The sequence below is a fragment of the Bacteroides mucinivorans genome (genome assembly GCF_034654355.2).
In the GTDB taxonomy this organism is placed as follows: Bacteria; Bacteroidota; Bacteroidia; order Bacteroidales; family Bacteroidaceae; genus Bacteroides; species Bacteroides nordii.
In genome coordinates this window covers 1,081,728-1,101,591 of the sequence record NZ_CP178179.1, presented here as the reverse complement: position 1 = coordinate 1,101,591, position 19,864 = coordinate 1,081,728, and the positions used below count along the sequence as shown (strand labels likewise).

Genomic DNA, 19,864 nt, shown 5'->3' with positions numbered 1-19,864 from the left:
ATTCCTTTTTATTAAAATGTGATATTGATACCCAAAGAGGTTACAAACTGTTGTGGATAAGCATTATAATTTTGGTTTTCAACATCGAAGTCTTTTGGCATGGAAGAATAAATAGTCCATAAATTGTAAAAGTTTAAGTATATGCGCATGTTATCCACCCGAATTTTCTTAAGCAGACGCTGTTCGAGATTATATCCCAATTCGAGAGATTTCAGTTTCAAATAAGCTGTATTTACAACCCAGAAAGAAGAAGTCACATAGTTCATGCCTTCGATGGTAGATAAGCGTGGATATTTAGCATTGGGATCAGGGTTATCTACAGTCCATGAGTTGATATGATCCTTTCGGGGTTTATCATTTTTGAATGGGAAACGAACTCCCCGGTCAGAAGAACCTTTTGCATCTTGTCCCATATAGAAATCCGAATGTCCTGTACCTTGCAAAAACAGACTGACATCAAAGTTCTTGTATTTCGCACTAAAGGTATATCCGTACATAATTTCCGGTACACGGGTACGGCCAATGATCGTTTCATCTTCATTGTCTATTTTACCATCGCCATTGATATCGCGATACTTGATATCACCGGGACGAGTCGAAGCGCTCTGGTATGCCCAACTGTCAATTTCTGCCTGACTGCTGAATAATCCCTCAGCAATATAACCTCTTAATTGCGATGCTGATTTACCAGTCCGGCGAAAGCGTGGAATACTGTAAGTACCCATTGATTCTGCTATATCAACTTGTTTATCCCGGGAAAATCCGAATACAAAAGAATTGTCGATAGAGAAACTACGGTTGATTTCCGTGTGATTGGTTACGGTAAGGTCAACTCCATAACGCTCTTCTTTTCCGGCATTATATTGAGAAGGCTTGATTCCGTATTCTGTAGGGAAGTCGTCTGTAGGGATGATAATCTTATCCCGTCGTAAATCACGGTATACATCCATTTCCACTCCCAATAATCCATTCCACATTGAAAGATCAAAACCGATATTGGCTTTCAATACAGTTTCCCATGTCAGATAAGGATTCGCTTCTGCACTTTCATACAAACCTGAAACAGTGGATTGAGTACCGGTTCCCCATACATAGCCGCTACCCACTGTATAAGTAGGACTCCATTGGAAAGGGTTACCAACCGGATTTCCGGATTTACCATAAGAGGCACGGATTTTCAAATTATCGATGCTACGGACATCTTTCAGAAATACTTCTTCGGAAATGCGCCATCCCAGTGAGATGGAAGGAAAGAATGCAGCACGACGGTCAGGAGCATATTGATAGGTACGATCATAACGACCGGCCAATTCTACGAGATACTTCTGGGCGAAATCGTAATTGACCCGAAAAACAAAACCGTCTTGCGCTTCGGCCGAAGAGGTTCCGGAGTTATATTGATTATCTTTAGAACCCATATTCAGTTCGGGTATCAGCACATCAAACTGTGTACGGCGGGCACTATAATTTACCTTTGTTCCTCCCCACCGGCGTTCGTAAACAAACAAGCCGGAAAGATTGTGTTTGCCGAATGAATTGGCATAATTGAGATATGCCTGAACAGTATAATAAGCATTTATCCTTGTAGACTGTGACAATTCTTCGTCAGACTGTAATTCGGATTTGTTGTATTTGTCATTAGCGGCATCGTATACATAATACTCATAAGGATAAGTCCAGTTTTTACTGTTTGTGTCTTTGCGGTTCATATTAAACAACCCCTTTATCGACAGTCCCTTGATAAAAGAGAGTTCCTGATTGACAGATAAACTCAGATTCTGATAGTTGTTCTCATTGCGTTTATCTCCTCCGCCATAAATGGTTTGATACATACTACCACCAATGGACGATTGAAAGGCGGGTAATCCGTTGCCGTATACATCTGCTTCCGTAGCTTTCGCACGGTAGATATTTGTCATGGCCGCTTCTGCAGAGGATGCGTTGGTTCTTTTACGGTCATACACAAGCCCCAAGTCTGCAGAAACAGTGGTAGTCTTAGTGGGTTTTAAATCAAGGTTAGCACGTACATTATAACGACGGTAATACTGATCGTCACTGAGCATGCTACCCTGCTTCATGTATCCCAACGCAACATAAGCTTTTATGATATCATTACCTCCTTGAAGCACGATATTATGTTTTTGACTGGTAGAAGTATTCATGTAATTTTTCACCCAGTCAGTATTGGGATAAGCGTCTGTATCTGTTTCGTGTGCTGCCAGAATTTCATCGGTAATGGCATTGGCTTCGTCGTTCATACCATCCATCTCATATGCCAGTTTTTTAAGACGCAATCCGTCGGCAGCACTCATAAATTCGGGCGTGTTGGTGGGTTTTTGCCATCCGAACTCACCGTTATAGTTGAAGGTAATTTTTCCCTGTGAATTCCCCCCACGTTTGGTAGTAATCAATACCACGCCATTGGCTCCTTTTAAACCATAAGGAGCGACCGCCGATGCATCTTTCAACAATGTGACAGACTCTACTTCTTCCATGTTGATCATATTGTACTCGCTTTCGATACCATCGACCAGCACGAGCGGATTTTTGTTTCCACGAAGATACAAAGTTGAGGCATCATTCCCTGGTTCACCGGTAGCTTGTTGAGTAACTAATCCGGAAACCCGGCCTCCCAGTGCATTCGAGACATTAGCAACCGGCATGGTTGTCATCTTTTCGCTTTTTATTGAAGATACCGAACCGGTCATGTTCACTCGTTTTTGTACACCATAACCCACCACTACTACTTCATCAAGTAATTTGTCATCCTCTTTCATGACAACATTCAATGTGTTTTTTCCGGCAACAATAACTTCCTGTTTTAAATATCCAACATAAGTGAAAATCAAAGTAGCCTTTTTATTTTCACTGGGTATACTTAATGAGTATTTTCCATCAATATCGGTCACCGTACCGTTAGTAGTTCCTTTTATGACAATGCTTACTCCAATCAATGGTTCTCCTGATAAATCTGTTACGGTTCCAGTCAATGTTTTCATTGCTTGCCCAAATACAGATGATACAGACATTAATATGGAGATAAATATAATGAACCGCCTTCTGTTTTTCATGGTATCAAGGATTCCATTTTTTACATATTTGATCATGTCATTTTATTATTTTAGATTAAAAAAAGAGCTAATAATGGAATTTTGTTTACTAAATACAAGCGAATAAATAATATGGATTTATTATTGAAAGTTGATAGATGATATTTTCCACTATTAGTTCTTTAACTGATAATATACCAGTGATTATTCTTTAATGAATTTCACCACTTTACCTTGTATGTTCAACAAGTATAAGCCAGTATTTAATGTGGATACATTAATTTCCGAATCAGAACTTGTCAACACCAATTTACCTACCTGATCATAGATCGAAACTTCTGTTCCGGATTCTTTGTTAGCGATTGCAATTTTATCTTTCGCTACAGACGGATATACAGATAACTTTCCAGAATCTGCCATTATAAAACCGGTACCAGTGTTCTCTGGTAAATGAGCGACTTTGGTATTGGGCTGTTTTTCGGCTGTAAAAGCCTTTAATATAGGCAGCTGATAATTTCCGTTACCCATTGACCAAACAGCCGGATCCCAAAACAGAAAATCATTCATATTGTCACCAAAATAAAGTACTTCTTTAATTACATCATTAGAGGTCTGATTCAATCCATTCTTGTTCGTTTCCAACCCGTTAGTTACAATTGCATCATTCACAAGCATATCCGCCCAGGCATAAGCAACCTCATAATTATATTTACCCGTGTTATCCGGTTTTTCATATCCCACCAAGCGTCCAATATTATCCTCTACAGCATTAGGTGCTTTAACAGATGGATTCAATGCAATTGAATAAAGTATGTCATGACGAATAGCATTTCCGTTAGGAAAACCACATTCACCGATAAGGCCTCCGGCTTTTGACTGTGCTTTATTGGTACCGGCTTCTACAGCACAAGTAGAATATGATGATTCAATCTTTATTCCTCTATATCCCTGTCCTACCAATCCTCCTGCTTTTGCAAAACCATATACCTTACCAACAGCATAGCAGTTTAGTAACTCTACGCGTCCTAATGCAGAGGTCATGGCAATAAAAGGAGCTGCATTTCCTGTAGCTGATCCGGAAACGGCACCATTACCTACAGCTGTAATATTTCCAATGACAAAGCACTCGGTTATTTTAATTGTTTGACCAGTATAAGGAACTTGTCCGATGATTCCGGCCACATTGTCCAACCCTTTTACTTCTTTTCCTTCAGTTATAATAATCCCTAAGTTCTTCACACTGAACAATTTGCTTGACTTTACCGATCCAAATAACCCGACATTGGTAAGATCAGGACGATTGATGTAAAAACCAGATATGACATGTCCGTTACCATCAAATGCTCCTGAAATACCACTTTCCGGATCATTTCCGATAGGTAGCCAACCGTTTTCAGCAGAATTAGCAGCGAGATAATCAGTTAAATCTATATCGTTACTCAACTGAAAATTATTACCATCCAGATAATTACGAACTTCGTTCAATTGCTCTGCCGTTTGGATAATGTACGGATCTTCCTCTGTTCCGGTACCACCGGCAAACTGAGCGTTTGCATTTACAGACAACAGGGTTACCGACAATGCTAAAATCATACTTTTGTAAAATTCTCTTTTCATAATTTCAATTTTTTCAAGATTAAACATATTAGTTTATAATAAAATTATTTCTCATTAATATCTTTGTTCATCAAAATCAAAGGCATATCAACAAATTGCCTGAAATCATTTTCAGAAGGATGTCCTGGGTAAGGTAAATAGTAATGATCGGGTTTATCCGCTTCCCAAGCATTCCGCCAAAATAAAATCCAGCCTAATTTATAGTTGTTGATGATAGGATAAATTACATTCGTAAAATAGGTAGTATCCCATACAGACTCTTCGCCTGTTTCGCCCACTACAGGTAGTTTACCAGACTGAACTGCATATTCCGTCACAATCTTAATATTTCTCTCAAAATCTTTTTTATATTGTTCGACGTTTTCCTGTGTACGCCCTTTCAAGTAATGGTCAAATCCTAAAATATCCACATATTCATCTCCCGGATAGCGCTCCAGATAATGTTCTTTACTCTCGACATTGGATGATGAGTAAGCATAAAGCAAATGATGTACCTGCTTTGTTTTTCGTAAAAAGTCGATTGTCATTATCCACAACTGTTTATACTCTTCAGGGGTAGATTGTTGGCTGCTCCACCAAAACCAATCTCCGGTATGCTCATGATACATGCGTAATATGACAGGGATGTAAGTTCCCGTTTCATCTTTTAGGTCTAAAAAGAAATCAGCCAAACGTCCCAACCATACCAGATATTCCTTATGCAGATCACCTCCAGGCAAAACAGAACGTACAACTGTATCCTGTACACAATCCCAGGTTGAGTTTCCGGTTGCGATGTTATCTGCATGCCAACTAAAAGAAGAAATACCGCCTCGAGCATGATGTTTTATTACGTGCTCTTTTATCCGGCTAAAATATACTGAATCTAAATTATACTCGGAACCTAATTCAATGTGTCCTAATTCAAAGCCGAACATAGCAGGATAGTCTCCAACCATATTTTTAACGTCCGAACGCTCCTCATCACCATACCATCCATGCCCATACAATGGACTGTCCTGATGTCCCAGCATAATACCTTTTTCAGCCAAATCAAACAAACGATTGTATAGTGTTACAGTTTCAGGAGTAGCTTGTGGATCAGTCGGAGACTTATTCTCTACGGATGTTTTGCAGGAAAAAAGAGTAATGATGACGACTCCTATAAAAAAACAGTTTTTCATGGTTAAATAAATATTTATGTGATAATATATTGTTTAAATGCATCAAAAATTGACCGATACAATAAAGTATATAGTTGTGTGTGTGTGTGTAAATCAACAAAGAGAATCTTTCCTCATACTCATCTATAATAGGAGCAAACAATTCTTCCTTTTTGAGTAAAGAGCGGGAGAAAAAAACAACTATATTCTTGTGCTTCTTTACTCCCTCTCAATTACTTCCAGCCTCACATCAACAAACCTTTTTTACCAGAATTGAAATACCAATCAAAAACATCATTCTATGTTGTTTCCGGAAACAAATATAATTTACAGCAAGCAAAACCACTATGCCTAATCTCGCCATTAATATACCCAATCTGTACAATGATATTTAAAATACATTTTTGGCGTAATTGAATACAATATACCTCACAACTATACTCACAGGAAACTATATATGAACGATCACATTTTTTTATTCTTAAAACAAATTACTGTTATATAAACATTGAGGTCATTAGCGTCATAATATTTTCGCCAAATATGTATATCTTAACATAATAGTAGATCCACATACATATTGGGCTAGAACGAGCATATCCACTTCTTTCACAATAACTATCTTTGTAGAAATTATATTCATGAATAGTACAAAGAGAAACATTCCACAATATACCCGAACAAACTGTAGGAAGAATAAAATTACTGATACAATGATCTACAGTTAGTGCGTGTATAAGGACATAAAATCTGATATATAAAATTAAACACTAAAAAAGCATGAAATATATAAATATAGTAATCATCTTCTTTTTCATTTCCCATACAGTATCTGCACAAGATTCTAAAACTTCTATATATGAATATGGTCGTGAAATACAAACCTGTGAGGACAATTTTAATAATTTATTCAGAAATTGGACTCCAAATGTGGTAGAGACAGCAAATGATTTACAGCTACTATCCTACGAATTCGTGGAAGAATTGAATACCTCTCGAAAAATAAAGAGATATATAAAATGGTTCAGCAGCCCAAATACGATTGGAAATACAGATACCAGAATCAGCTACACTAAAAGTTCTTACTTTTTAGAAACAGGTAAAGCAACCTCTAATTATAAACAATGGATAACAATTGTAAGGTATGGAGATAAGCTATCCACAAAAGAACTAAAAAAGCTAAAAGACAATGTAAAGTCCAAAATAAAGATAGGAGACAAAGTATATGTCATCAAATATAAATATGAAGGAATCGAACATACTGCATTTGCAATTTGCTGCCCTCTAACAAATAAAGTTATCTGGGACAACATGTTCCAAACAATAATGGTATATTCCAAATCTGAATAAATTAAGAATGATACGAACAATCAATTATATAAAATCCTCTTACTATCCAAATTCACGAATCCCCCATCCAACCAACTACAATATATTCAATCCCGCCAATATTGTATGTTATTCGCCTTCTCCCTTTTCTACATCTAACTATGGCTAAAATGAGTACATTAGTACAGCCTTTTTGGGCTATATTTGCCATAGATACAGAAATAGTATTTTCCAATTAATTATATATCTAAAAATTAGTATGATAAGAAAAGAAAGACGATCCGATTTATTTAAAATAGTCATCATGGCTTTTTTAGTTCTATCTTCTATCAATGGTGCTTCGGCAAAAGAGAAAGACACAACATGGAAATCTCTCCAAAAGGAATTTTCAAATCCATCAAAAGAGTATCGTTCGGCTCCTCTGTGGGTCTGGAACAGTAAAGTAACTCATTCGGAAATAGACCGGATGTTACAGGAACTACACGAAGCAGGATTCGGAGGAGCATTTGTACACCCACGCCCGGGCTTAATTACCGAATATATGTCCGACGAATGGTATGAGCTGTTCAAATACAGTGTGGAAGTAGGTAAACGGCTCGATCTGGACATATGGATCTATGATGAAAACTCCTATCCGAGTGGCTATGCCGGAGGGCATGTACCGGCTACAATGCCCGAATCCTACAATCAGGGACAAGGACTAAGCATGACTGCTTGCGAAATATTACCAGAAAACGTTTCGGAATTCTTCATTTGCCAGAAAAAGGAAAAAAATGGCTATACAGACATAACACAACACATCAACGATTATAAAGGGAAAAAAGGAGAATACATTCTCTGGAAAAAGACTTATTATGGCCGCTCCGGATGGATGGCAGGTTATTCATATGTAGACCTGCTATACAAAGGGGTAACAGAAAAGTTTCTGGAGTTAACAATGAGCGGATACGAACGGATATTGGGAGCTGATTTAGGACCGATAGTAAAAGGGGTGTTTTCCGATGAACCTCAAATTAACAGTTCGGGAGGTGTCAGATGGACTCCGGATTTATTTGTAGAATTCCGGAAACGGTGGGGATACTCACTGGAAGAAAACCTACCCTTGCTGATCCGGGAGGAAAAGAACTGGAAAGAAGTGCGTCACCATTATTTCGAAACATTGCTTCAGATGTTCATAGACCGTTGGGCAAAACCAATGCACGACTATTGTGAACAAAAGGGATTGATCTGGACCGGGCATTATTGGGAACATAAATGGCCGGACCTGAGTAGCGGACCGGATAATATGGCGATGTATGCATGGCATCAGATGCCGGCTGTAGATATGTTATTCAATCAGTTTGACGAAGTCAGCCCGAAAGCACAGTTTGGTAACGTACGTGCCATCAAAGAGTTGCGTAGTGTAGCCAACCAGATGGGGAGGGAACGAACCTTGAGTGAAACCTATGGCGGTGGAGGCTGGGACGTAACATTTGAAGATCTGAAACGCCTGGGAGACTGGGAGTATGTATTAGGAGTCAATTTCATAAATCAGCACCTGTCACACATGACGCTGACGGGAGCACGGAAATATGATTATCCACCCGTATTTACTTATCATTCAACCTGGTGGCCATACTATAAGACACAAAATGATTACTTCGCCCGGTTGTCTTATATATTAAGTAAAGGAGAACAGTTGAATGACGTACTGGTATTAGAACCAACTACCTCCTTGTGGTGCTACTATTCGGCTCACAAATCAAATCCGCGATTGGATCAGATCGGAAAAGGATTTCAGGCCTTTGTAACTCAGTTAGAAAAACTACAGATAGAATATGACCTGGGATGCGAGAATATAATAAGAGACCGGGGAAGTGTGGAAGGCAAAGAGTTCATTGTCGGCCAAAGGAAATATCAGAAAGTAGTACTCCCTCCTTTCATGGATAATATCGAAAGTAAGACTTTTGAGCTACTACGTAATTTCGTAAAAGAAGGAGGAGAATTGATTGCCTATTCCACTCCTACTTTACTGGATGGTAGTGAGAATGAGAATTTAAATAAATTTTTCACCAACAATAGTCAGATCACATATGCTGAAGTAAAAAGCACAGATAACACCTATAAACTACTGTCAAGCGATGCTATCAGCTTCTCTAATATCTCAGGAGGAGGTTTATATCACCAACGCAGACAATTCAAAGAAGGTGAAATTCTGTTTTTAGTAAATTCTTCACTTGAACAGGAGGCGAAAGCTGATATTACCATCAACGGACGTAGTCTGGTAGAGATGGATGCATTCAGCGGTACGCACTATGCATATCCGGCCACATGCTCCGGCAAGAAAGTGACTACACAAGTAATTCTCCCTCCCGCAGGCAGTTTATTGCTATATGTATCCGGAGAGAAGCAGAAATTACTCCCACGCAAACAGATAACAGACATCCGGGAAGTAGTTCCTACGACTCCTGTGGAAGTAAAACGATTGAAAGAAAATGCTTTATTTATCGACTTTTGTGATTTGGATATAGCAGGAAAGTCTTATGCCAATATGCACACAGCAGAAGCCGAACAAAGATACTATAAAGCAATCGGTGAACCTTATAACCCTTGGCGGGCTTCGATACAGTTTAAGAATCAAACCGTAGAACGGGAAAAGAAAGACGGACATGCAACAGTTACCTATCACATCAACATAGCCAAAGGAGTGGATTGCAGCCTGTTTAAATTGGTAGTAGAGCAACCACAATTATGGAAAGTGATAGTGAACGGTATACCCGTAAATGCAACCCAGGGAGAATGGTGGCTGGATAAATCATTCGGTGTATATCACGCAGGAAAAGCTTTGCGGGAAGGAGAAAACAAAGTAGTACTGGATATCAGTCCAACAAGTATCTTTGCAGAGATACAACCTATTTATCTGACAGGAGATTTTCATCTTTCACCCGCTGCACAAGGCTGGCTGGTAGAACGTCCGGAACACTCCTTAACACTGGGGAGCTGGAAGCAGCAAGGCTTACCTTTCTATTCCTGGGACATAGCCTATTCACAACATTTCAACATTAGTGAGCCGAAAGCGACCTATGAGGTACAGTTGACCGACTGGGACGGTACTGTGTCTGAAGTATTCGTTAATGGAGAAAGTGCAGGAATTATCGCCTATCAGCCTTATAAGCTGGACGTTTCAAAATGGATACGCAAAGGGGACAATCAAATTGAAGTACGGGTAATGGGAAGTCACCGGAGCTTATTGGGCCCACATCATAATAAAACGGCACAAGGCATATCCGGTCCCTGGCATTGGCAAAAAGTATCAGGAGAAATGCCTGCCGGTGAACAATATATATTGCCGGACTATGGCATGAATCAACCTTTTGTGTTAAGAAGCGGAGAATGAAAGATCCATCCGATAAATGCGTAGTTATCAAAAAAGTAATTATAGTTTTTTTTAAGAGGAAATATAAGCATCCAATAAAAGATTCACTCTTATGTAATCAATTGATTTATAACGAATTCAAACCTCCTATTTTAAGTATAACAAGAGTGTACACTTTAGTATGTGTTAATTGTACATTCTTGTCATACTAAAATGTACAATCTTGATGTATTAAAGTGTACAATCTGATAAAGCGAAACCAGAGTGTTAAAAAATTGCATTAACATTATTAAGAAACTACGCCTTTGTAAGATGCCCTCCAAATAAAAACAGGTAGTGGAGTGAAATACGTGGTATAATTGTTTGAGAATTATACCACGTATTTTATTTACAGGTAACAGAGACGATTCACATCGTAATAGCAGCATTCGTTTTTTAGGACAAAAAGGAGGACGTGATTTTCCTTTTCTATGCATCTATTGTCAAGCCTTATAAACATTCTATTTGTTACTCTACGATGAACGCCTCGTTCCTCGTAGAGTTTCGACCCGATCTCCGTAGAGTTTCGATGCGTTTCTCGTAGAGGAAAAACAGGGGATATTAACACACTCATTACCAATGCATTACCAAGCTCAATGATTGTGTATTTTTTTCATCACAATCTATTTGTATTTCACAAAAGAGAGTATTTAGTTTACACTCTAAAATTATTACAAACAGAGCCTTCTACATTCTTATACTTATGAATTCTTAGATGATATCAATATCATATCTCTTTATTTCATCATTCATCATTACAGCATAGATCATACCTGTCCTTTCATCAAAGGATATACATTTTATATTATCCTCAATCTCTATTTTATGCAATAAACTACCTCTCCAATTAAAAATATGCACTTTATTCAAATTGTTTTAGATAATCATAGACACAAGATAATTCTTTAGCAGATTCTTCAACCATTTCCATCGCTGAACCAGATAGTAAATCCTTAAAATCAAGTGTATCACCCTGTATAGTCACCACAAAGACCTGTCGAAAATCTGCTTTTTGTTCCATCACTAAGTACCTGATAACATCTGCTCGATTGCTCGTTATTGCACTATATAAAGGAGGGCATCCTGGTTCTATCGCTAAATTAAGATCAGCTCCAGCCTTTATTAAAAGCTTTACCTTTTCCAGATCATTAGTAGCAGCATTAATTAAAGGAGTAGACATAGAACGCATGTCAGTCACTGAGTCCGAATCCAAAGTGTGATCATTGGGATCACCACCATATTCTAATAATAGCTTTAACATTTTAATATCCTCACCATAATAACCTGCTGCTAATGTTATAGGAGACTGCCCATCAAAATAGTCATGCAAATTAGGATTAGCACCTTTAGATAATAAAAATTGAACCATATCTGTTTTATTATGCCAAATGGCCCAAAACAGTAAACTTTGTCCATATTTAGGCTCCCTATAATCTATGTTAATCCTATCTTTTAATAGAATTTCATTAACTCGAGATGTGTTTCCTGCCCGAACAGCTTTTGCTAATTCCCAAGCTGGGGTATCCTGCCACAAACGGATATTTCTACCTGTCATTTTCTCTTTTGGAACTTGGCAAGATAAAAAGACGATTACCCAAAAAAGAAATCCAATATTTTTCATCGCTGTAACTTTTTTATTACCAGATTGTAAGTATTAAGCTCTTTTTGTAGTCCTTATATAGTTCATTATTATCAGGATTCGTTCTATCATAAACCACAGTTATGGTATCTCCAACTAAAAATGTATCACTTTTAGAATAATGTTTTCCGCTTCCATAATATTCCCTTCCATTAATAAAGAACTTATAGTCAACATAAAGTCTCATGTAAGGTCCAAAAGAAAATTCGACTATGATTGCATCGGTATATTCTATATTTTATAGAAAAAAACGATCTTTAATCGCTACAAATAGTCCATAACACATCCAGCCTATAATTATATAGCAAGTTGGATAAATCAGAATATTACTTTTAGATATTTTCATTTTTCTACCAACTTAACCAATATTACTACTTTTTCCTGCTACTCTTAAATTCTCCTCTTGTATACACTCCAACCCATTTATTTATATCTACACATTTGTATACCCAAAAAAGAAAAATAATTCCAAAAATGGTCATCCCACACACCAGAATTCTTATTATTAATTCCTTCTTTCCCACATAGCTCAAAAAAGACTTCACTCATTAATGATATGATCATATGAAGAGTCTATATTCAGCCTACAGGAGGGTTTACCATTTACACCATATATATAACATCTCCTGCATAATCATAAATGTGCTTTCTAATTTCATCAACAGTATAGTTTCGTTCCGCACAAAATGAATCCAACTCATAAAAATTCTTATCTCGCAGTTGCCCAGATTCTCTAAAGTATACTTCTACATAAAATACATTCTCTTTCTTTGTACCCTTAACAGACATCCAGAACCCATTAATTGTATCTCCATACCAATAAGTATCGTCAGGAATATCTTTATGCCGTTTGGGAGGAGGAGAATTCAGAGAATCCCGTCCAGTACCTATCATATACAATGCAGGGGTTCCAACTTCTTGATCATATATATTCTTACGCCCCTTCACATATATCTTATTATCGCCAAAATATCCCAATATGGTATTCTGCAATTCTCTTATAGAAATCGACTTATTCAAATACAAAGAATCTACATAAAATATCCCTTGCCATAAATCTCCTGTATAATCTCTATAAATTTCTACATAAAATGTACCGTCTACAGAAGTATCGGATAATTTCATCCAAACTCCCCCATCCGCTCCTCCATACCATCCAGCATCCATAGGAACTTTAGAAGGACGCACTGACACAGTCTGCCCTTCACTACTAATTACCATTCTCAATAACAAAACGAAAACGACGAAAAGTAGTACAATATAGATATATTTATTCTTCATCATCATACCATATTTTTTGCCATAATGTTTGATGTGTATTTGTTAAATTCGACCTTATATCATATTGAATTGTTTTATTTTTCAATTTTAAAGTAGTGCCCTTTTTAGGTTCATAAGATACTGAGGGAAACTTATTCTGATATTCTCCGATTAATCATTCCTTCGTTTTAGTATCACATTATTATATCTCAACTTATTTTTATTTAATATCTCTACTTTATAATCACGGCTATTCATATACCCATTAGTCAGTGTTTCCCAAACAGAAGCCTCATGACAATCTAAAATTATAAATTTGTTATTTTCAAATCTCCACTTTCCCTGACATTGTGGCATAGCATCCTGAACTATTATCTTAAAAAAGAACGATCCATCCTGATTAAGTTCTAAAATATATTGATATTTAAAGCCCATTGTTTCTCTCATGCCAAAGAAAGTCCCTTCAATTTCCATACTCTTATATTCTACCAATTTTTGAGTTTTACAAGAGTAAATGAATAGTGTTATTGCAATAAAGCAAATGATTTTTATTTTCATCGTTTATAATATATAAAAGGATAAGACTTCTATTACTGTTCAAAAACCTCCTGAAAATGCTCAGACACTTTTTACTTGTAATCTCTATATGTTTTATTATTATTTGGATTCATCCTGTCATAAACCACAACAACAGTATCTCCAATGGACAATGTATCGCTTATAGGATAATGCTTTCCACTTCCATAATAAACCTTTTCTTTGACAAAAAACTTATAATCAAGATAAGACCTCATTCGAGGGCCAGAAGAAAAATCGACTATGACTGCATCTACATATTCAACATTTTTATCTAAAGAGTTTCTTTCTACTACTTTTACAAATATCAAATAGCCAAAATAAATAACCAATATAAAGCTAAAAGAGTAAAGTAAAATATCTTTTTTTATTGTTTTCATCGTTGGATTATAAATGGATATAAAGGTTTATAAACATTTATAGTATCGGTTGGTTGAACAAATTGATTAACAGACTTATTCGTAAAAACAGGCCTTAAATTTCAGATCAAGATAAAAAGACAGGAGAAGTATCTAAAAACACCTCTCCTGTCCTCATTTTATCTCTTAATTAACTTCTCACAGTATGCAAGATTATATTCATCGACAATCCATTATTTCATTATTTTAGCCACAGCACCTTCAGCCTTTACAATATAAAGACCATTAGCCAGTGCATCTAAATTGATTACAGCTTGTGTACTCTGAATAACCTGGCGACCCATGTTATCATAGATATAAACTACTGAATCAGCGGCCTTATCGATGATTGTGACATCATTTGATTCACTATTAAACAGAATCTTAACATTCGATATTTTTTCAGGAGTAATACCAACTCCACCACCTTTTAGATGATCAGGCATCGTTGTAGGTTGATTGGTTAAAGTCATATCATCGGCAGCAAATGCCAGAATCGGAAGTTTATAATCATTATCGGCAGGCATTCTCCAATAGGTATAGTAAACATCTGTTTCATCATTTTCATCATAAGCAAACTTCCAATTAGCATATGTTTCTTGTTTGGTAAGATCAGCCAAAGTTTTTGCTAAGCCATCATTTCCTGTTTCGTCAGAAATTAACTCTTTATTCTCGCACTGCAGATCAATACCTTCGTATGCATAATTACCTTCAAGAATCATAGTGAGCAATTCACCTTCTACTATACGATTAAAACCTAAAATACGACCTGCACCTTTACCTGTTCCATCCGTATTATATGTAGGTGCCTGAATAAGCTTGTTTAAAGCAACACAGTTCTTAATATAAGATGTGCCATTAGGTTTCTGCTTAGAATTACTCCAACCACCATATCCTAAAATACTACCAGCGCTCCCATTAGAAGTCAATGTTCCCAGACTATAGCATCTATCTATTTTCAATACAAATGTATTTAACAGATAGCCCACAATCCCACCAACATTACCAGAACCAGAAATATCATTCGTTGAATAACAGTCTGAAATATTCACCTGCCCATTACTATTTGCACAAGTACCAATGATAGCCCCAACACTGGCTGCAGCTGCTTTAATCGGTCCGCCAGTAACAAAGCAACCGTTTACATTCAGTTTTTTCCCAATTACCTGACCAACCAGTCCACCAACATTATCTTTACCATTAATTCCTTTTTCTGCATCAAGAACCAGACCAAGATGTGTAATCTGTGCAAAGCTATCACCAGCTATGTTAGCAATAAATCCCTGGTTGTCTGCTCCAGGGCGGTTAATCCAAAGCCCTTTGATAGAATAATGAAATCCCTCTATGTTACCAGAAAAGGCAGTAATAGGCTCCCAGCCTTCTTCAGAGTCTTGTAGAAATTCAGTTAAATCAATGTCATTGTCCAACACAAAATAGGCATTAGCTGCAGTCCGGATATTATTCAGATGTTCTGCTGTCTTAATCACATATGGATCCATCTCCGAACCAACACCAGATGCAAACTTATCATCTTGCGCACTCAAACTTGAAAACATACTACCAACAGCAAATAAGCAAGCTGTCAACATAAAACGGTACTGAGTATTCTTTTTCATAATTCAAAAAATTAAAATTAATAAATTCATTTAAAAATAAAGTTCACTATAATATTGAATTAGTGTATTCTTTTACTTCTCAGAGATTTTGTTTCATAGGCATTCTTTTTTAAAGATTTATATTATTGCTTCAATATTTTCTTCACACAAACAGTGTTTTCACCAATCAAACGTATCAGATAACATCCTGGAACATAACCATACATAGATATAGTCTTGCCGCATTCAACAGATTCAATTGATATCTGCTGCAGAGTAACTCCCTGTAAAGACAGACATTCTATTTTATTGAACACCCCTGACTCAAAGTTTACATTCAATTCAGTATCCACCGGGTTCGGATAGACAGCCACTTGCTCATTCAACTCTGTTTTTCCTATGCTTGTTCCGCCCGTTGCCTGATATACATTCGTTACAGTGCTACCTGTATAGTCTCCTGAAGGCATTCTAAGTTCTATTTTTGTACCATCAGATAATTCAGTACCACCAATCAATTTTTTATTTAATGTCAATGATACCGGACGTCCGGCTCTATAGGTCGGATCGGATACAGACACCTGATATTCGCCATTTTCCACTACCACCAATACCATCAGAGGACCACCGGCTGAAAGTTTCAAATCCCCCATCGTTACCTCAGCTCCTTCATAGAAGACAACCGCATATTTATTACCATGCTGTACTGCTTGTACGGATTTGGTATTAGCTATTATCTCAAAATCATGATTTTTTGTAAATGCTTCAAAATTGTCTAAAGACATATCCGGCACTACAATGTATTGATAAGTTGCATTTTGCGGAGCCACTCCATGATCAAAATAAGCACTGAATACACGACCTTGATCACTTCCAGTCGAAGTATCTGTACCTATATTAGTCCAATTACCTTTTTGAAGGATGGCACCGGCAGTTATTTGCCCTTGTTCAGGGAAAATATACCCCACATTATCATGATGAATCCAGGATAAAGTGTTATCGTATGAAGTCCAACGAGTCAAAGGAGTTACCGCTGTCTGCGTATTAATTGTACCGTCTGTCAAGCCAAAGACTGCCGGAGCACCAAAGAAAGCCTGATTCACGGAGGTAGCAATCGACGACTTCCCATTGGTTGTTATTCCCGATCCCAGGCAAACCATACAATCATCAATGAAGAAATAGGCTTTCTGAGCTTTTAACCCACGATAATCGTGCTTATACGCCAATACTCCATCCTCACCGTTGCTTACACCACCACCAAAGCTATTAGTGCCATACAAATAGCCGCCCAAACGGGCAGAATCAACGCTTTGTGCAGCAGTCGTACCAGGAATTCGAGCCCAATCCCAAATACCGTAAATAGCTCCCGCATGGCCATAAGCCCCACCATTATATTCATTACCGCTTGTTAAAATATTGGTTGCTCCCATTGGCAAATTATAACCTAACTTGTTCTCACTGTTAATCATTTCCGTCCCTAATGTACGGTTAGAAATAATTTTGGCCGACATATAATAGTTAGCGCCATGTTGAGTCATCATATCCGACTTCCAGAAATGTTTGTTGATATTCAAAGGGAAGGGAGCGCCATTCTCAATATGATCTATCCAGGCTTCATAATCAGCCTTATACTCCGGATCAGCTTTTATCATCCGACGCAAGACAAGAGGATCTATATTGGTTCGATTACCTCCTGAGTCACGAGAGATATTACGTCCCATGGTACCAAAGTCAAACGCATTACGATATCCGAACAAACGATGTCCCTGTAACAACATATTACGGAATAACTCTATTCTATCTCCCGTATAGGCCTCATCAAACAATGTTCCGGCAGCAATCTCCATATAACCGGAAATATCATTGGTAATCGACATTCCATACCCTCCGGAATAAATTTGTTCATGATGCTGATGGAAGCTACCATCAATTTTTATCCCTTCATCTCCTTGTTTACTTACAATTGTAAGTGTAGAAGCTATTCCGTCAAAAGCTTCCTTCACACCAGCGAAGTCATTCTCTATACACCCCTTATGTATGGCTATCTCACAAATCCAGGTCAGATTTTTACCTCCGCCTAAAAAACGTTGAACCATATTCCGAAGGTATTTCTTAGAACAATATTCCAATTGCGTTTGGTTTGCATATCCTTTGACTAATAACAACGGAATCATATACTTTTGTGGTACTCCAATTTCATCGTACCACCAATTGTATCCCGGATCTCCTCGTTTTCCGGTTTCCTGAGGATGATTATCTGCGAAATAAGTACACCCGGCTACAATACGTTCCAGCAAGCGTTCATTCATATAATAACCACTCTTTGAATGACGATATGCTTTGGCCATTACTACCAAACGATTAGGAGCCGTATTACCTGCCGCATTCATTTGCCCATATTTCCCATCACTCCAGCTTCCATCCGAATTCATTGAATCCATCCACTTTTTAACTTCAGTATCAGCAGGCGGATCATCCACTAATTGCCTGGCCACTAAAACCTCAGAGACTTCATCAATAGATACTTGTTGCTCAGAAGTCAGGCTACGAGTCGTAATATCTGTATCGCTGGCTCCAACCGCCAATAATTCATTAGTTACAGCAAAAGCTCCTGAACTGGTAAACAAACAGAGCGAAAGAAGAACCGTTTTTATATTTTTCATATAGTTCTATTAGGAATAATTACAGGTAGAAACCGAACCGGAAGCCCGGCTCCCACCCATTATTATTGCGTTATTAAATTTATTCTACCGCCAGAAAAACAGCAATCTCAGCCAAAGCTGCTTTTTTGGAATCCTTACCATTGACAGCATAAATTCTGAAATAACGGGTTTCCCCAGCATTAGCAGGAATATTAAATGACTGTACCCCATCAACATCTTCCATTCTATAAGACTGTATATCCGTCCAAGTAGTACCATCCTGACTATATTGCAGTATAAAATCATAGATAGTAGAATTTACAGCGTCCTGAGGGCGAATCAATTCAAGACGTCCTAGCTTATAACTTTCTTTCATATCTATAGCCAGCCAATGAGGGTAAGCCGTAGGTAATGGACTGATTTTGGAATGCCAATAAGTTCTATAGTCATTATCAATAGCACTTTCCGCTACATAAGCACCTCCGGCAGTAGTACTCGCTGTAATGGTCCAATTAGTAACAGGAATCTTAGCTACTCCCGGATTACTCACCCAACTTGTATAAAAAGTATCAACCACTAAAGAGTCAGAAACAAACGCCGTTCTATATTTAAATTCAGAACCGATTTTATAATTTTCATACGTAATCGTATCAGCATTTGTTTTAATTGGGTCCCATACACAAACTTTCTCATTATCTGTGTTAATATACTCAATCTCAGTAGCAATGGCTCCATTATAAAGATCAGCTAATCCCCAAGCAATCACCAGATTTCCATCATCCAGAGAAGCATCATCAAAATCACGATTTGTCAGGATTGCCTGATAATTTTCACCACGTGCCCATCCAATAACTTCAGTCGGAACAGAGATATCACCCGCCTCATTGAATGAACGAATGATGAAAGAATATGAATTCTCGGCTAAATCAGGTATGATACATCTTATTGTATCACCTTCATAGTCAGAGTAATTGACTTTATATACATTGGTATAATTGTTCCAGTATACTTCAGCACGTACAGTCGTCGGATCTTTTCCCTTCAACCATTGCAACTGTACTCTGTTCTTTCCGGCATATACTACCGGATTTTTAGCTACTCCCGGATACACACGCCCATTGGGTACAATGTATTCTTCATAAGTACCGTCCATGTCTTTACAAGAAACAAAATTTAAAAGCACAGACAACAGTATAAAACTATAAAATATTTTTTTCATTTTATT

Annotated in this window: 12 protein-coding genes; 2 read left to right on the top strand and 10 right to left on the bottom strand. The window is 37.5% G+C overall.

Annotated elements, in window-relative coordinates; genetic code table 11:
• Positions 1–11: 11 nt before the first annotated feature.
• The 3 genes from VCM39_RS03820 to VCM39_RS03810 all read right to left on the bottom strand — a co-directional run bounded on the left by VCM39_RS03820 (position 12) and on the right by VCM39_RS03810 (position 5,830).
• Positions 12–2,999 carry a TonB-dependent receptor gene (locus VCM39_RS03820; protein ID WP_322933767.1) on the bottom strand — a complete coding sequence of 996 codons (2,988 nt, stop codon included), beginning with the start codon at positions 2,997–2,999 and terminating at the stop codon, positions 12–14.
• Positions 3,000–3,254: 255 nt separating this feature from the next.
• Positions 3,255–4,667, bottom strand: coding sequence for a T9SS type A sorting domain-containing protein (locus VCM39_RS03815; RefSeq protein ID WP_255586026.1), 1,413 nt, complete (start codon positions 4,665–4,667; stop codon positions 3,255–3,257).
• 44 nt (positions 4,668–4,711) lie between these two features.
• On the bottom strand, positions 4,712–5,830 hold the full coding sequence (locus tag VCM39_RS03810; RefSeq protein WP_221650570.1) for a glycoside hydrolase family 26 protein: 1,119 nt from the start codon (positions 5,828–5,830) through the stop codon (positions 4,712–4,714).
• Between the two features lie 759 nt (positions 5,831–6,589).
• On the opposite strand from VCM39_RS03810, the gene VCM39_RS03805 reads away from it, so the two are divergent.
• Complete coding sequence (locus VCM39_RS03805) at positions 6,590–7,159, top strand: hypothetical protein (RefSeq protein WP_322933766.1); 570 nt, start codon at positions 6,590–6,592, stop codon at positions 7,157–7,159.
• A 283-nt stretch (positions 7,160–7,442) separates the two neighbouring features.
• Positions 7,443–10,514, top strand: a complete 3,072-nt coding sequence (locus VCM39_RS03800) for a glycosyl hydrolase (RefSeq protein WP_322933765.1) — start codon at positions 7,443–7,445, stop codon at positions 10,512–10,514.
• An 880-nt stretch (positions 10,515–11,394) separates the two neighbouring features.
• On the opposite strand, the gene VCM39_RS03795 is transcribed toward VCM39_RS03800, so the two are convergent.
• The 7 genes from VCM39_RS03795 to VCM39_RS03765 all read right to left on the bottom strand — a co-directional run bounded on the left by VCM39_RS03795 (position 11,395) and on the right by VCM39_RS03765 (position 19,858).
• Positions 11,395–12,153, bottom strand: a complete 759-nt coding sequence (locus VCM39_RS03795) for an ankyrin repeat domain-containing protein (protein WP_322933764.1) — start codon at positions 12,151–12,153, stop codon at positions 11,395–11,397.
• Between the two features lie 621 nt (positions 12,154–12,774).
• Complete coding sequence (locus VCM39_RS03790; RefSeq protein WP_322933763.1) at positions 12,775–13,458, bottom strand: hypothetical protein; 684 nt, start codon at positions 13,456–13,458, stop codon at positions 12,775–12,777.
• A 144-nt stretch (positions 13,459–13,602) separates the two neighbouring features.
• Positions 13,603–13,989, bottom strand: a complete 387-nt coding sequence (locus VCM39_RS03785; protein ID WP_291586315.1) for a hypothetical protein — start codon at positions 13,987–13,989, stop codon at positions 13,603–13,605.
• A gap of 71 nt (positions 13,990–14,060) precedes the next feature.
• The gene (locus VCM39_RS03780; RefSeq protein WP_221649718.1) at positions 14,061–14,387 is read right to left on the bottom strand and encodes a DUF3592 domain-containing protein; all 327 of its coding nucleotides are present in this window, start codon (positions 14,385–14,387) and stop codon (positions 14,061–14,063) included.
• A 212-nt stretch (positions 14,388–14,599) separates the two neighbouring features.
• Complete coding sequence (locus VCM39_RS03775) at positions 14,600–16,021, bottom strand: T9SS type A sorting domain-containing protein (RefSeq protein ID WP_322933762.1); 1,422 nt, start codon at positions 16,019–16,021, stop codon at positions 14,600–14,602.
• 122 nt (positions 16,022–16,143) lie between these two features.
• Complete coding sequence (locus VCM39_RS03770; protein ID WP_322933761.1) at positions 16,144–18,660, bottom strand: polysaccharide lyase family 8 super-sandwich domain-containing protein; 2,517 nt, start codon at positions 18,658–18,660, stop codon at positions 16,144–16,146.
• Positions 18,661–18,739: 79 nt separating this feature from the next.
• Complete coding sequence (locus VCM39_RS03765) at positions 18,740–19,858, bottom strand: DUF4998 domain-containing protein (RefSeq protein WP_221649721.1); 1,119 nt, start codon at positions 19,856–19,858, stop codon at positions 18,740–18,742.
• Between the last annotated feature and the right edge of the window lie 6 nt (positions 19,859–19,864).

Coding starts and splice junctions, on each gene's coding strand:
- VCM39_RS03820 (WP_322933767.1), bottom strand. CDS start 2,999: ATGAAAACATTGACTGGAACCGTAACAGATTTATCAGGAGAACCATTG.
- VCM39_RS03765 (WP_221649721.1), bottom strand. CDS start 19,858: ATGAAAAAAATATTTTATAGTTTTATACTGTTGTCTGTGCTTTTAAAT.
- VCM39_RS03785 (WP_291586315.1), bottom strand. CDS start 13,989: ATGAAAATAAAAATCATTTGCTTTATTGCAATAACACTATTCATTTAC.
- VCM39_RS03805 (WP_322933766.1), top strand. CDS start 6,590: ATGAAATATATAAATATAGTAATCATCTTCTTTTTCATTTCCCATACA.
- VCM39_RS03815 (WP_255586026.1), bottom strand. CDS start 4,667: ATGAAAAGAGAATTTTACAAAAGTATGATTTTAGCATTGTCGGTAACC.
- VCM39_RS03770 (WP_322933761.1), bottom strand. CDS start 18,660: ATGAAAAATATAAAAACGGTTCTTCTTTCGCTCTGTTTGTTTACCAGT.
- VCM39_RS03790 (WP_322933763.1), bottom strand. CDS start 13,458: ATGATGATGAAGAATAAATATATCTATATTGTACTACTTTTCGTCGTT.
- VCM39_RS03775 (WP_322933762.1), bottom strand. CDS start 16,021: ATGAAAAAGAATACTCAGTACCGTTTTATGTTGACAGCTTGCTTATTT.
- VCM39_RS03810 (WP_221650570.1), bottom strand. CDS start 5,830: ATGAAAAACTGTTTTTTTATAGGAGTCGTCATCATTACTCTTTTTTCC.
- VCM39_RS03800 (WP_322933765.1), top strand. CDS start 7,443: ATGGCTTTTTTAGTTCTATCTTCTATCAATGGTGCTTCGGCAAAAGAG.
- VCM39_RS03795 (WP_322933764.1), bottom strand. CDS start 12,153: ATGAAAAATATTGGATTTCTTTTTTGGGTAATCGTCTTTTTATCTTGC.
- VCM39_RS03780 (WP_221649718.1), bottom strand. CDS start 14,387: ATGAAAACAATAAAAAAAGATATTTTACTTTACTCTTTTAGCTTTATA.